Origin of the sequence: Streptomyces sp. NBC_01288 (assembly GCF_035982055.1) — a bacterium.
Lineage (GTDB): Bacteria > Actinomycetota > Actinomycetes > Streptomycetales > Streptomycetaceae > Streptomyces.
In genome coordinates, this window is record NZ_CP108427.1 from 7,040,334 (window position 1) to 7,054,725 (window position 14,392).

11 protein-coding genes are annotated in these 14,392 nt (G+C 70.7%); 4 read left to right on the forward strand and 7 right to left on the reverse strand.

The features are described from left to right. The first annotated feature begins 115 nt into the window (after positions 1-115). Together OG194_RS31915 and OG194_RS31920 are read left to right on the forward strand one after the other, a co-directional pair. A complete protein-coding gene (locus tag OG194_RS31915) occupies positions 116-1,126 on the forward strand; it encodes an aldo/keto reductase (RefSeq protein WP_327404231.1) in 1,011 nt (336 codons plus the stop codon). Positions 1,127-1,152: 26 nt separating this feature from the next. Then, positions 1,153-1,737: a TetR family transcriptional regulator gene (locus tag OG194_RS31920; RefSeq protein WP_327404232.1), complete on the forward strand. Its 585-nt coding sequence runs from the start codon at positions 1,153-1,155 to the stop codon at positions 1,735-1,737. Here the strand turns inward: OG194_RS31920 and OG194_RS31925 are convergent. The 4 genes from OG194_RS31925 to OG194_RS31940 form a co-directional block, all read right to left on the reverse strand. After that, the gene (locus OG194_RS31925) at positions 1,734-2,033 is read right to left on the reverse strand and encodes a hypothetical protein (protein ID WP_327404233.1); all 300 of its coding nucleotides are present in this window, start codon (positions 2,031-2,033) and stop codon (positions 1,734-1,736) included. The genes OG194_RS31920 and OG194_RS31925 overlap by 4 nt on opposite strands. A 75-nt stretch (positions 2,034-2,108) precedes the next feature. Beyond that, complete coding sequence (locus OG194_RS31930) at positions 2,109-3,257, reverse strand: serine hydrolase domain-containing protein (RefSeq protein WP_327404234.1); 1,149 nt, start codon at positions 3,255-3,257, stop codon at positions 2,109-2,111. 79 nt (positions 3,258-3,336) lie between these two features. Continuing rightward, positions 3,337-3,543: a hypothetical protein gene (locus OG194_RS31935; protein WP_327404235.1), complete on the reverse strand. Its 207-nt coding sequence runs from the start codon at positions 3,541-3,543 to the stop codon at positions 3,337-3,339. A gap of 135 nt (positions 3,544-3,678) precedes the next feature. Then, positions 3,679-5,106 (reverse strand): MFS transporter, encoded by a 1,428-nt coding sequence (locus OG194_RS31940; RefSeq protein ID WP_327404236.1) that lies wholly within the window; start codon positions 5,104-5,106, stop codon positions 3,679-3,681. 101 nt (positions 5,107-5,207) lie between these two features. On the opposite strand from OG194_RS31940, the gene OG194_RS31945 reads away from it, so the two are divergent. Further along, entirely contained in the window at positions 5,208-6,128 is a 921-nt protein-coding gene (locus OG194_RS31945) for a helix-turn-helix transcriptional regulator (RefSeq protein ID WP_327404237.1), read from the forward strand. Between the two features lie 92 nt (positions 6,129-6,220). Here the strand turns inward: OG194_RS31945 and OG194_RS31950 are convergent, their stop codons facing one another. Beyond that, positions 6,221-7,666 (reverse strand): MFS transporter, encoded by a 1,446-nt coding sequence (locus OG194_RS31950; RefSeq protein ID WP_327404238.1) that lies wholly within the window; start codon positions 7,664-7,666, stop codon positions 6,221-6,223. 97 nt (positions 7,667-7,763) lie between these two features. Here OG194_RS31950 and dusB point away from each other — a divergent pair, with 97 nt between their 5' ends. Beyond that, positions 7,764-8,978: a tRNA dihydrouridine synthase DusB gene (gene dusB / locus OG194_RS31955; protein ID WP_327404239.1), complete on the forward strand. Its 1,215-nt coding sequence runs from the start codon at positions 7,764-7,766 to the stop codon at positions 8,976-8,978. Here the strand turns inward: dusB and OG194_RS31960 are convergent. Beyond that, on the reverse strand, positions 8,975-10,639 hold the full coding sequence (locus tag OG194_RS31960) for a sulfatase-like hydrolase/transferase (RefSeq protein WP_327407277.1): 1,665 nt from the start codon (positions 10,637-10,639) through the stop codon (positions 8,975-8,977). The two genes, dusB and OG194_RS31960, sit on opposite strands and share 4 nt — an antisense overlap. A 1,808-nt stretch (positions 10,640-12,447) precedes the next feature. Further along, positions 12,448-14,385, reverse strand: a complete 1,938-nt coding sequence (locus OG194_RS31965; protein ID WP_327404240.1) for an amylo-alpha-1,6-glucosidase — start codon at positions 14,383-14,385, stop codon at positions 12,448-12,450. Positions 14,386-14,392 lie beyond the last annotated feature (7 nt).

Below are 14,392 nucleotides of genomic sequence, written 5' to 3' on the forward strand. Positions count from 1 at the left end.
GACAGTGCGCGTGGTCCAGACCTTTCGTCAAGAGGGTCTGTACCGGCCGACCGCGCTGACAAGTATGGAATGACAGATATTGAAATCTGTCAGCTGTCATGCCAAGGTGGCATGCATGACGATCCCCGCGCGCACTCTCGGAACCACCGGCCCCCAGGTCTCCGCCCTCGGCCTCGGCTGCATGGGCATGTCCGCGCTGTACGGCGACGCGGACAGGACCGAGTCCGTCGCCACCATCCACGCCGCCCTCGAAGCGGGCGTCACGCTCCTCGACACCGGCGACTTCTACGCCATGGGCCACAACGAGATGCTGATCGGCGAGGCCCTGCGCACCGCCCCGGCCGCCCGCCGCGAACAGGCGCTCACCAGCGTGAAGTTCGGGGCGCTGCGCGGTCCGGACGGCAGCTGGTTCGGCTACGACGGCAGGCCCGCCGCCGTGAAGAACTTCGCCGCGTACTCCCTCCAGCGCCTCGGCGTCGACCACATCGACGTGTACCGGATCGCCCGGGTCGATGCCGACGTACCGATCGAGGAGACGGTCGGCGCGATCGCCGAGCTGGTCGAGCAGGGCTACGTCCGGCACATCGGCCTCAGCGAGGTCGGCGCCGACACCATCCGCCGGGCCGCCGCGACCGCGCCGATCGCGGATGTGCAGCTGGAGTACGCGCTGATCACGCGCGGCATCGAGGACCGGATCCTGCCGGTCACCCGCGAGCTGGGCATCTCCGTCACGGCGTACGGCGTGCTGTCGCGCGGGCTGATCTCCGGGCACTTCACGACCGACCGGCAGCTCGGCGCGAGCGACTTCCGGGCGCACTCGCCGCGCTTCCAGGGCGAGAACCTCCAGCACAACCTGACCCTGGTCGAGCAGTTGCGGAAGCTCGCCGAGCAGAAGGGCGTCACCGTCGCCCAACTCGCCATCGCCTGGGTGCTGTCGCGGGGCGAGGACATCGTGCCGCTGGTCGGCGCGCGCACCAGGGAGCGGCTGACCGAGTCGCTGGGCGCGCTGGACGTCGTACTGGACGCGGCGGACCTGGCCGCGATCGAGGCGGCCGTACCGGCGGACTCGGCGTCGGGCGACCGCTACCCGTCGGCGATGATGACGCACCTCGACAGCGAGCGCTGATCCGGCCTGCGGGTACGGTCTTCGTCATGGCACCGAGCGAGACCCTGACCGCCGAGCGCATCCTCGAAGCGACCGAGGAGGTGCTGCGCCGCCACGGCCCGGCGAAGGCCACCGTGGTGGACGTGGCCCGCGCGCTCGGCGTCAGCCATGGCACCGTCTACCGGCACTTCCGCACGAAGGCCGCCCTGCGCGAGGCGGTCACCAAGCGCTGGCTGGACCGGACCTCGCGGATGCTGTCCCGTTTCGTGACGGAGGACAGCGACCCGGAGACCCGGCTGCGGCACTGGCTGGCGGGGTTGTTCGAGGCCAAGCGGAAGAAGGCGGGTGGCGATCCCGAACTCTTCGCCACGTACTCGGTCCTCGCCGAGGAGGCGGGCGACGCGGTCAGCGAGCACATCGCCGAACTCACCGGCCAGCTGACGGAGATCGTGCGGGCGGGCGTCGACAGCGGCGCCTTCACGGCCGCCGACCCGGCCGTCGCCGCCCGCGTCGTCTTCCAGGCCACCGGCCGTTTTCATGACCCGTCCTACGCACGGGAGTGGCTGAAGCCGGGCGTGGACGCGGAGTTCGAGGCACTGGTGGAACTGTTGGTGCGCGGGCTGCGGAGCTAGCCGCGCTGTTGGAACCGCTGCCCCGGGCCGACCGCGAACACATACGGCCGCCCGGCGCCGGGCTCTGCGCCCCGGATGCCGCCGAGGCGGAGGCGGTCGGTCGTCGGCGCGGCCAGGGACAGGGCGGTGAAGGCCCCGTCGGCCGGCGCCCCGGCGACGGGGCTCGCGACGAAGCCCACGAGTGCACCGGCGACGATCACGGCCGCGAGGCCGAGGTGCGGGTCACCATGACCGCCGGAGAAGAGGCCACGCAACACCCCGCGTGATGCCCGCAGTTCGGACTCGTGCCGGCTCATGTGCCGTCGTCGGTCCAGCCGTACGGCCCTCGGCCCACTCGTCCGTCGGTTGCCCTTTGCTTGGTCGCCCGGGGTCTAACCGATTGCCGCGCACCCCCAGAACTCCCGCATCAGCGGTGTCGGTGTCGGGCTGGTCATCGCCACCTGGGTCAGCAGGACCGTCACCGTGCCCGTGGGCGGGACCACGTGGGCCGCCGTGCCGGTGCCGCCGACCCAGCCGTAGCGGCCGGGGACGTTCCACGGGTCGACCGGAGCGACGTCGACCTGGCCGCCGTAGCCCCAGCCCTGGCCCTCCAGGAAGAGGGTGGCGGCCTCGCGCTGGGCCGCGGTGAGGTGGTTGGTGGTCATGCGGCTCACGGAGGTGGGGGAGAGGACCGGGGTGCCGTCCGGAGCCGCGCCGGCGTTCGCGAGCATCCGGCCGAAGGCCAGCAGGTCGTCGGCCGTCGAGACCAGGCCGCCGGCGCCCGAGGGGAAGGCCGGGGGCCGGCTGAAACCGCCGTCCGGGGTGTCGGCCCGTTCCAGGGCGCCCAGCTCGCCCGGGGTGTAGGCGGTGGTGAAGCGGGCCCGCTTCGACTCCGGCACCGCGAACCCGGTGTCCGGCATGCCCAGCGGCCCGAAGAACCGCTCCGCCAGGAAGTCGGGGAAGGACGTGCCCGAGGCGCGGGCGACCAGGACGCCCTGGATGTCCGAGCAGGTGTTGTAGAGCCACGCGGCGCCCGGCTGGCGCACCATCGGGATCCGGGACAGGGCGGTGAGCCACTCGTCGGGGCCCGGTTGGAGGTAGGGGGCGCGGCCGTCCTGCTGGAACGCGAGCAGCGCCTGGACGGCCGACAGGAAGAAGTCGTCCGGGAAGCCCCAGCCGGCCCGGAAACTCAGCAGGTCCTCGACGGTGATGGGGCGGTCCGCGGGCACGACGTCCTCGACCGGCGAGGAGGGCGTGCGGACCACCGTCGGCTTCGCCAGCTCCGGCAGCCACTCCGCCACCGGGGCGTCCAGCGCGAGCCGCCCGTCCTCCACCAGCGCCAGCACCGCCGCCGCCGTGACCGGCTTGCTGACCGAGGCGACCCGGAAGATCGAGTCGCGGGCCATCGGGGCGGTGCCCTCGACGTCGACGGAGCCGACGGCGACCACCTCGACGTCGTCGCCGCGGGCCACCAGGCCCACCGCCCCCGGCACGGTGCCGTCGTCGACGCGTCGCCGCAGGGTGTCGTGGAGAGAGCTCATCGGTCGGCCTTCCGGTCCGGGGAGTCGTATCGGATATCGGATACGACTCCCCTCGCCTCCCGAACTCATCGCTCCCCGGTCAGTCGGCGGTCGGGTCCACCGTCGCCTGGTGCTCCTCGGCCAGATGCTCCTCCGCCTTCAGCCAGGGCAGGAACTGCGCGTTCTTCTTCCAGCCGCAGGTGTCGCACACGATCGTGCGCTGCGCGCCCTTGCGCTGCACGCGGACGACATGTTCCCGCCCGTGCTGGTCCCAGCGGCTCACTTTGCTCGTGTTGATCTGCAACATGCGCCTCGCCTCCGTTCAGGAGTCTCCGGCAAGGAGTGTGCAGCAAGACCAACATCAACAGGGCTCAATTCACGCCGAGTTGTCCAAGCTGTGAACATGACATCCCGGGTGTCGTCCGGCATGTCATCCGATATGTCACCCGATGGTGCGCGGCAGGCGCAGGCTGAGCAGGCCGGTCAGGACGACCCCGGCCAACTGCACCACCAGGGTTATGGCCAGGGCGTCCCGCATGCCCATCCCCGGGACCAGGGAGAGGAAGAGGGTGCCGAGGGTGGCCACGCCCAGTGCCAGCGCGGACTGCTGGGTGGTGACCATGACACCGGCGCCCACACCGGCACGGGCGGCCGGGACCTCGGACAGGATGATCCGGAAGATGATGGGGAGTTGGAGCGCCTGACCGGCACCGGCGACGGCCGCGCCGGGGAGCAGTTCGACGAACCCGAGATGCGGCCACGAACGCAACACGGCCAGCACGATCAGCCCGAGGCCCACCGCCTGGATGACCGAACCGGCCGTCACGACGCGCGTGCCGTACCGGGTCACCAGGCGCGGCCCGGCGAGCGAGGCGAGGAAGAAGGTCACCGCCAGCGGGACGAGCGCCAGGCCCGCCGCGACCGGGCCGAGACCCGCGCCGCTCTGCAACGCCACCGCGATCACGAACATGAACCCGCTGAAGCCGATCGCGAACGGAAGGATCATCACAAGACCGCGCCGCAGCGAGGTCAGCGCCAGCAGACTCGGCGGCACCAGCGGCGTACGGCCCTGCCGGTCCGCCCTGCGCTCCACCGCGTAGAACGCCGACGCGAGCCCAGGGAACGCGGCCAGCGACAGCCACGTCCACAGCGGCCAGCCCGCCGCCCGGCCCTCGGTCAGCGGGACCAGCAGTGCCAGCAGGGACGCGCCGAGCAGGAAGGTGCCGGGCACGTCCACCGGCTCCGGGTGCTGGGAACGCGTCTCCGGTACGACCTTGGCGGCCAGGAACAGGCCGATGACGACGACCGGCACGTTCACCAGGAACACCGCGCGCCAGCCGGTACCGGCGATGTCCGCGGCGACCAGGATCCCGCCGAGGATCTGGCCGGCGACCATGGCGAGGCCGGCGGTCGCGCCGTACAGGCCCATCGCCTTGGCGCGGCGCGGGCCCTGGGTCGCGGACTGGATGGTGGCGAGGACCTGCGGGAGCATCGCCGCGGACGCCGCGCCCTGCGCGATCCGCGCCGCGACCAGCGTCCACGCGGTGGGCGCGAGCCCGCACGCGAGCGAGGTGACACCGAACGCGGCCATCCCGCCCAGGAACAGCCGCCTGCGCCCGAACAGGTCGCCGAGCCTTCCGCCGAGGACGAGCAGCACGGCGTACGAGACTCCGTAGCCGGCGACGACGAGTTCGAGGACGGCCTCGCTCGCCGAGAGGTCCTTGCCGATGGTCGGCAGGGCCACGTTCACGATGAAGAAGTCGATGAGGGGCAGCGCCGCGGCCAGCAGCACCGTGAACAGTCCGAGGCCGCTGAGCACGGGTGCCGCCGCCGGGGATCGGACGGAGCGGGAAGCGATGGTTTCGGTCACGCTGACGAGCGTGCGCCTCTTGCGAGACTGGTACCAGAGTGTCCTTATCCTGGTAGCAGGACTACCTGGAAACAGGCTCCGCGGAGCGGCAGACTGGAGCGATGACGACGATGGCACAGGAGACGGTGACGGGGGCGACGGTCGGCGCGGTGACCGAGGTGGCCGGTGCTCCGGGGGGCGCTCCGCAGACCGCGTCCACGGTCCGGCGGCATGAACTCGCCGCGTTCCTGCGCCACCGCCGCGAGCACATCGCCCCCGAGCAGGTCGGCCTGCCGCGCGGCACCCGGCGCCGCACACCCGGCCTGCGCCGCGAGGAGGTCGCGCAGCTCGCCGCGGTCGGGGTCACCTGGTACACGTGGCTCGAACAGGCCCGGGACATCCAGGTCTCGGTACAGGTCCTCGACGCCCTCGCCCGCACCCTGTTCCTGGACGGCAGCGAACGCTCCCACCTCTTCCAGCTGGCCGGTGCGATCGACCCCCAGCCGGCCACGAGCTGCGCGGTCGTCACGCCCGCCCTCCAGGCGATGCTGGACCAGTTGGACCCGATCCCGGCCTGCCTCCAGAACAGCCGGTACGACATCCTCGCCTACAACCGCACCTACGGAATGCTGCTCTGCGACCTGGACGCGGTACCGCCCGAGGACCGCAACTGCATGATCCTCTCCTACACGCACGAGGAGTGGCAGTCGTCGATCGTGCACCTGGAGAAGAGCCAGCGCCTCATGGCCGCCCGCTTCCGGGGCTCGATGGCCGACCACCTCGCCGACCCCACCTGGAAGACCCTCCTCAAGCGCCTGCGCACGTCCCCCGAGTTCTGCGAGGTCTGGGACCGCCACGAGGTCATGGGCGCCAGCCCCCGCCGCAAGGAGTTCCGCAACACCCACGTGGGCCGCATCACGGTCGACCACACCGACCTGTGGCTGGGCCCGGCAAGGGGACCGAGGATGGTGACCTACGCCCCGGCGAACGAGGAGTCGAGGGAGCGCTTGGAGCGCCTGCACGCACTGGCACAGGCGAGGTAGACGCCCTTTGTCTTTAGGGGCGCGGGGCCGTATCCGATGTGCGGCTACCGCCGCGCGGGCGCGACCAGCCCCACGCGCCTTCAGCCGCAAAACTAAGCGCTGATACGCGCAGCCTCGCGTACTTCAACAGACGACAACTTGTCAGCCGTACGCTCAGCGGTCCGCCGAGCCCAAGCCCCACTCGTCACCGCCCCCAACACCAGCACAGCCAACCCGCAGGCAACGAGGATCCACCACCCGGGCCGAGCCGCAGAAACAAACGTCTCCTTGTACGACGACGCCCCGATCCCGGAAGCCAACACCGCCCCGACCACGGCAACCCCCAGCGTCTGCCCCAACTGCCGACTCGTGGAAGCAACCGCCGCCGCGACCCCGGCCTGAGCCCGAGGCATCCCGGACACCGCCGTATTCGTGATCGGCGCGTTCACAAAACCGAACCCGATCCCGAACAACGCGTACCCGATGAACCGCGAGACCCCGGACGTCTCCGCCTCGAACCCCGCGAACATCACCGCACTCGCCGTCATCGCCGTCCCCGCGATCAGCAGGGATATCCGCGGCCCCCGACTACCGACCAGCCGCCCGGAGATCGGCGCGCAGAGGAACGTGGGAACAGCCATCGGCAGCATCCACAGACCGGCGTGCAGCGCGTCGAGACCGACCACGTTCTGCAGATACAGCGTGGACAGGAACAGGAAGCCACCCAGCGCCGAGAACGCGCTGACGGCGATCACCGTCGCCCCACTGAAGGGCGCCGAACGGAAGAAGCGCAGGTCGATGAGGGGTTCGTCGCGCCGCGGCTCATACCAGAGGAGCCCGGCGAGGGCGGCCAGCGCGAGGATCGCGAACGGCAGGATCGAGGTGAACCCGGCGCTCGGCGCCTCGATGATCGCGTACGTCAGGGAGCCGAACAGGGCGATCACCAGGAGCTGGCCGACCGGGTCGGCACGGCGGGCCTTGGGCGCGCGGGACTCGGGGATGAACTTCAGCGTGAGCAGCAGCGCGGCCAGGCCCACCGGCAGGTTGATCCAGAAGATCGAGCGCCAGCCGACCGAGTCCACGAGCAGCCCGCCGATCAGCGGACCGGCGGCCATCGATATGCCGACGACCGCGCCCCACACACCGATCGCCCGGGCACGCTCGCGCGGCTCGGTGAAGGTGTTGGTGATGATCGACATGGCGACCGGGTTGAGCATCGAGCCGCCGACCGCCTGGATCATGCGGAACCAGATCAGCGCGTCCAGATCCGGCGCGAGGGAGCAGAGCAGCGAGCCGAGGCTGAAGACCACCAGGCCGGCGATGAAGACCCGTTTGCGGCCGATCCGGTCGGCCGTGGAGCCCGCCAGCATCAGCAGGGAGGCCAGGACCAGGGTGTACGCGTCGATCGTCCACTGAAGACCGGAGGTCGAGGCGTGCAGATCGGTCTGCATCGCGGGCAGCGCGACGTTCAGGATGGTCACGTCCAGGCTCACGATCAGCAGACTCATGCAGCAGATCGCGAGCACCAGCTGTCGGCGGCGGTGGCTGAGCTCGGGCATGCGCACCATCGTACGCCAAACTCGATAGTGCGGCTAACTAATTACCGATACATGATCCCGCGGCCGAGCACCTGACGCGGTACGGGACAATGGAGCAATGTCCACGCCCGTCTCCGCGCCTGTCTCCCCGCCCGTGTCCCCGGCTGTGACCCCGACTGTGACTCCTTTGCAGGTCGGCCCGCACACCGTCTCGCCGCCCGTCGTCCTGGCCCCCATGGCCGGGATCACCAACGCGCCCTTCCGCACCCTGTGCAGGGAGTTCAGCGGGGGTAAGGGCCTGTTCGTCAGCGAGATGATCACGACTCGGGCGCTGGTCGAGCGCAACGACAAGACCATGCAGCTGATCCGTTTCGACGCGACCGAGACACCTCGCTCGATCCAGCTGTACGGCGTCGACCCGGCGACCGTCGGCAAGGCCGTCCGCATGATTGCGGAGGAGGGGCTCGCCGACCACATCGACCTCAACTTCGGCTGCCCCGTGCCGAAGGTCACCCGCAAGGGCGGCGGCTCGGCGCTGCCGTACAAGCGGAACCTGCTGCGGGCGATCCTGAAGGAGGCCGTCAGCGGGGCCGGCGACCTGCCCGTCACGATGAAGATGCGCAAGGGCATCGACGACGACCACATCACCTTCCTCGACGCCGGCCGCATCGCCGTCGAGGAGGGCGTCACGTCCATCGCGCTGCACGGCCGCACGGCCGCCCAGCACTACGGCGGTACGGCGGACTGGGACGCGATCGCGCGCCTGAAGGAGCATGTGCCAGAGATCCCCGTGCTCGGCAACGGCGACATCTGGTCGGCGCAGGACGCGCTGCGGATGGTGCGGGAGACCGGGTGCGACGGGGTCGTGGTCGGGCGCGGATGCCTCGGGCGTCCGTGGCTGTTCGCCGACCTCGTGGCAGCCTTCGAGGGACGTGAACAGGCCCGTGCCGGAGGCGCTGATGGACGCGGTCTGGAGCCGTCGTTGCGCGAGGTTGCCGATGTCATGGTGCGGCACGCGACACTGCTCGGTGAGTGGATCGGGGACGAGGCGCGGGGAGTCATCGACTTCCGCAAGCACGTCGCCTGGTATCTGAAGGGCTTCGCGGTCGGGAGCGAGATGCGCAAGCGCCTCGCGATCACGTCGTCGCTGGAGGAACTCCGGTCCGGGCTGGACGAGTTGGACCTCAACCAGCCCTGGCCCGTAGGCGCCGACGGGCCCCGCGGCCGTACGTCCGGCAACAACCGGGTGGTGTTGCCGGACGGTTGGCTGAAGGACCCGTACGACTGCGCGGGGATCAGCGAGGATGCCGAACTCGACACCTCGGGCGGCTAGTTCGTCTTCGGGTGGGGCGTCGAGCCGTACGCCGTGAGGAACTTGTCGCGGAAGTCGCTCATCTTCCACACCGGGGCCTTGTGCGCGGGGCGCAGGCCGTCGGTCCAGTTCCAACTGTCGATCTTCTCAAGGACCTTGGGGTCCTTGGCGACGATCGAGATCGGGACGTCACGGCTGGCGTGGTTGCCGCTGACGCGGGCGATCGGCTGGTGGTCGCCGAGGAAGACGAGCACGGTGTTGTCGTTGCCGTAGCGCTCCAGCCACTGGGTGAGGGAGTTCACCGAGTACTGGATCGACTTGCCGTACTCCTGGCGGGACTTGGTGGTGTCGGCGATGACGCCGGACGCCTTGTTGCCGGCCTTCTCGATCGAGTCGAAGATCGAACCGTTGCCCAGCTGGTCCCAGGGGACGAGCTTCGGGATCGGTGCCCAGGGCTGGTGGCTGGAGGTCAGGATCAGCAGGGACATCAGCGACTTGCCGTCGGTGCGGGGCTTGCTGTGCACCTGCTTCTGGAACTGCTCCAGCGCGTACTGGTCGGGCATCGTCGACCAGCTGAACTTCGGTCCCTGGTAGCCGAGTTGGAAGGCGTTGTAGACCTTGTCGAGGCCGTAGAAGCTCTGCTCGGGCCAGCCCTTCTGGATGCCCGGCATCACGCCGACGGTGTCGTAGTCGCCGGTCTTCTTGAAGGCGTCGGTCAGGCTCAGGTGGTCGCTGGCCATCACCGTGCGGTAGCGCTGCTGGTTACTGACCCACAGGCCCGACATGGTGGTGGAGTGGCCGAGCCAGCTGCTGCCGCCGTAGGTCGCCGAGGTCAGCCAGCCGCTCTTCGCGGCGAAGCCCGCCTTCGAGAGGGCCTTGGTGTCGGCGGCGAGCGTCGAGTCGACGCCGGGCGCCATGATCGGGTCCTCGATCGCGCTACGGCCGTAGCTCTCGATGAAGGTGAAGATCATGTCCTTGCCGCGGAGGTCCGGGACGAGTTGGCTGCCGGGGGTGTTGCCGAAGGCGTCGACCTTGGCGACCTTCTTGAACTCGGCCTCGTCGCGCAGGGTTTCCTGCACCGCGCGCACCTGGTACTTGATGACGCCGGCGGTGTGGTCGGCGGCGAGCGGGATGCCGTGGAACTCCAGCGCGAACGCGGTGAGGGTGATCCACACCGTGCCGGCGATCAGGGTGCCCTTGGTCGCGATGGGCTTGTAGGTCACCAGGACGTTGCTGAGCCGGACGGTCGCCAGCGCGACGAGGACGATCAGTACGACGATGAGGGCGATGAGGGCGACCGTGATGACCTGCGTGGCCGTCCCGCCGAAGGTGTCCTTCAGATACCCGCGGGCGTCCCCGAACAGGCTCCAGTCCAGGATGATGTTGAAGTGTCGGCCCAGGTATTCGTTGAACCCCATGTCGAACATGTTCAACACGGCGATGGTCCCGACGAGAGCGCCGAATCCCGCGGCCACGATGATCCGGGCCCGCCGCGGCAGACTCAGCAGAATCACCGCCGCCATGATCGCCTCGGCCGGAAGCCGCGCGAACTCCATCAGCCTCAACTGCCCCAGCGTGTTGGGCATTTCGAGGCAGACGTAGACGAGCACGGCGGCGAGGAAGGTGACGACCCAGGAGATCGTGACCGCGGCTACGGGGTGCCTTTCGCGCCATGCGTGCATACGGCGGCGGAGGCCTAGGCGGCTGCTCCAGGTGCGGGGGCCGGGGCGGTTGGGGCGGGGGGTGGTGGCTTCGGTGGGGTCGGGGGTGGCGGCTTCGTCGGGGGTTTCGGAGGCTTCGGGGGCGGTGCCGGGGGCCGTGACAGATTCGGTTGAGGTGTCCGCGTTCTCGTCCGCGTCCGCGTCGGTGGCTGGGGCGTCGGGTTCGGCTTCGGCTTCGGTGTCCGGGGTGGTCGCGGTGGCGTTCTCGGCGGCCTCGGGGGCGGGCGCTTCGGTGTCTGCGGCCTCGGGGGTGGTGGCGTCGGAGTCCCCGGTTGCCGGGGACTCCACGGTGCTGGACGCGGTGTCGGGCGTCGCGGCGGACACGGTTCCGGGAGCGGCTTCCGCCGTGGCTCCGAGCGGTGCTTCTACGGCCCGTTCGGGCGCGGGGGCTTCGGCGCGCTCGGTTCCGGAGGCGGGAGAAGTGCCGGCTTCGGTCTTGGCGGCGGCAGGGGAACCGGCCTCGGCTTTGGCGGTGGGAGAAGTGCGGGCTTCGGTCTTGGCGGCGACAGGGGAACCGGCCTCGGCTTTGGCGGTGGGAGAAGTGCGGGTTTCGGTCTTGGCTCCGGGAGTGGAACCGGCCTCGCTCTTGGCGGCGATAGAGGAACCGGCCTCGGTCTTGGCGGTGGGAGAAGTGCCGGCTTCGATCCTGGCGCCCGCAGTGGAAGTGGCCTCGGTCTCAGCGCCCGCAGCGGAAGTGGCCTTGGTCTCAGCGCCCGCAGGGGAAGCGGCCTCGGTCTCAGCGGCGGCAGGGGAACCGGCTTCGGTCTCGGCGGCCGTAGGGGAACCGGCCTCAGTCTCAGTGGCGGTAGAAGTGCCGCCTTCGGTCTTGGCGCTCATGGGCGAACCCGCCTTGGCCTTGGCGCCTGTGAGGGTGCGGGCCTTGGTCGCGGCGCCGGCGGAAGGCCTGGCCTTGCTCTTGACGCTCGCGAGGCGCTCGGCCTTCGTCTCGGCGACCGTGGAGGTTCTGGTTTTGGGCTTGCCAGCAGCGTCAGCCGGAAGGGCGGCCTCTGCCTCCGCGCCGGCGGAAAGGCCGGCCTCGGTGTCAGCAGCTGCGGAGGCGTCGGCCTTGGCCTTGCTGCCGGTGCTCGCCGAAGGGTTGGCCTGCGTTTTCGCCGTCCCGAGAAGCTCGGCCTTCGTCTCCGCGTCCGTAGCAGTGACGGCGTCGGCGCCTGCCGAGGTGTTGGCCTGTGTTTCTGCACCCCGGCGAAGCCCGGCTTCTGTCTCCGCGCCTGTGGAAGTGACGGCGTCGGTCTTGCTGCCGGTGCCGGCTGAAGCGCTGGCCCGCGTTTTCGCGCCCCCGCGAAGCCCGGCCTCTGTCTCCGCCTCCGGGCCGGTGGAAGTACCGGCCTTGGCCTCGCTCGCGGTGACTTCGGAAGTGTCGGCCTCGCCCTCGCCAACGGGGGAACCGCCCGCGTCGGCCTCACCCTCACCAACCGCGGAACTCCCCGCGCCCGCCTCGGAGTTGGGGCCGGTGTCGGAGGCCCCGGGTGCCGCCTCCGGCGTTGATATCGCGGCGCCCGGGTTCGGCGTCGGTTCGTCGTTCGTGTCCGGCGGCAGTACCTCGCCATCGGCTGCCCCGGCCGTATTCGGTGTCTGGCGTGTGCTCGTGTGCTGAGGCAACCCGAAGGTCCTTCCGTGCGAGGCCCGTGATCGGAGTGGAGGGGCGGTCCGACTGGGGAGGCAGGACCGCCGCTCTTCCGTACGAGTTGCCTCGGGCCCCTGTTCACGGAACTGGGCAAACACCCGGCAAACGGCTTATCACCGTTGTGTCACGCGCCCCCGACCGCCGTGAGCAGCGCCAATGGAGCCGCCGCCGAACGGGACTCCCGTACGCACGCGTGCGGGTACGGAACCGGCTCCGGATGGGTGTCGCGGCCGTAGCCCGCGAGGACCTCCGGGAGGCGGTGGCCGGTCGCCGTCGCCGCGTCGACCAGCGCGTGCGCGACCGTACGGGCCTCGTCGTGCAGGCCGTAGCGGGCCAGGCCCAGCGTGATCAGCGCGTTGTCGTGCGGCCAGACCGAACCCCGGTGGTACGACAACGGGTGGTACGCCGCTTGGCCCGACGCCAGGGTGCGGACTCCCCAGCCCGAGAAGAAGTCCGGGGCCAGGAGCCTGCGTCCGACCAGTTCGCCGTACTCCTTGTCCAGCAGGCCCGACCAGAGCAGATGCCCGGCGTCCGACGCCAGCGCGTCGACCTGCCGGCCCTCGCCGTCCAGCGCCAGCGCCGGGAAGGAGTGCTCCCGCATCCAGAAGTCCCGCTGGAAACGGTCCCGGAGGTCGGACGCGGCCTGTTCGAGCAGGGCCGCGTACGTCTCGTCCTCCCATACCGTGCGGGCGAGTTGGGCCGTGCGGCGCAGCGCGTCGTACGCGTACCCCTGCGCCCCCGCCGCCATCACCGGACCGCTCGCCCGCGTGCCGTCGGCACCGCAGATCGCGCCGGGGGAGTCCTTCCAGTTCTGGTTGGCCAGGCCGCCCTGGTCGGCGCGGTAGACCAGGTACCCGCGCGAGGTCAGGCCGCCGTGGTCGAGCATCCAACCGATCGCGGCACGGGCGTTGGGCTCCAGGCGGCGGGCCAGCGTCGTGTCGCCGGTCTGCTCCACGTACGCGCCGAGCAGCACCAGGAACAGCGGGGTCGCGTCCACCGAGCCGTAGTAACGCCCGTACGGCACCTGCCCGAAGTGCGCCAACTCGCCGTGCCGCACCTCGTGCACGATCTTGCCGGGCTGCGACACCGACTCCGCGCCGACGGCCGTCGCCTGCGTCGCGGCGAGGGCGGGGAGGGTGGCCGCGGCCAGTTGGGGGCGGTACGGGAGCGCGAACAGGGACGTGAGGAGCGCGTCCCTGCCCAGCAGGGTCAGGAACCACGGGGCTCCCGCCGCCGGTACGCGCAGCTCCTCGCCGTCCGGACCCGTCGCCGGGACCTGGAGCGAGGCCAGGTCCGACAGGCCTCGGGCGCAGGCGGCCGCCAACTCCGGCCAGCCGGTGGGGAAGGAGACGCCCTGGACGTACTCGCCCTCCAGGGCGATGAGTTGGTCGTTCAGGGCGGACGGTGAGCGCGGTACCCGCAGCGCGCGCTTGTCGCCGTGCGGGCGCGCCATCACGCGGAGCGCCAACTCGGCGGTGCCGTGCGGTTCGAGGTCCAGGGTCCACACCATGCGGCGGGCGCCGGTGCCGGTCTCCTCGACGCCGTCGGGAGCGGGCTCGGCCGTGACCGTCGTACAGGAACGCCATTCGCCGCGCTGGTAGGCGAACTCCACGCCGTCCTCCAGGACTTGGCGGGAGCGGGTGGCGCCGGTCTTCGCGTAGGTGCGGTAGTCGGAGCGGAGTTCGAACTGGTCCGTGAAGTCGGCGTCCGCGGTGACCGCGAGCCGGACCGTCGTCGGGACCGGGCGGTTGCTGGTCACCTTCAGCGATTCGACGAACGCGCCGTCGCCCACGGCCTGTTCACGGAAGAGCGTGTGTGCGGGCGGCTCCTGGCGGCCGCCGCGCGGGACGAGGACACAGCGCGCCATGTCCCCGTCGGCCACCGGCGTCAGTGCCTCCGGCACCGCGCCGTCGACCGTCAACTGCCAGCGGCTCAGATGCCTGGCGTCCCGCACGAATAACCCGTCCGGGGAACTGCCGCCCCGTACCCCGCTGATGTCCCCGCCGTCGCCCACGGCTGCGAACGTCCCGCCGTGCACGAGCAGATGATGCCGGTCCGTCATCCCCGGT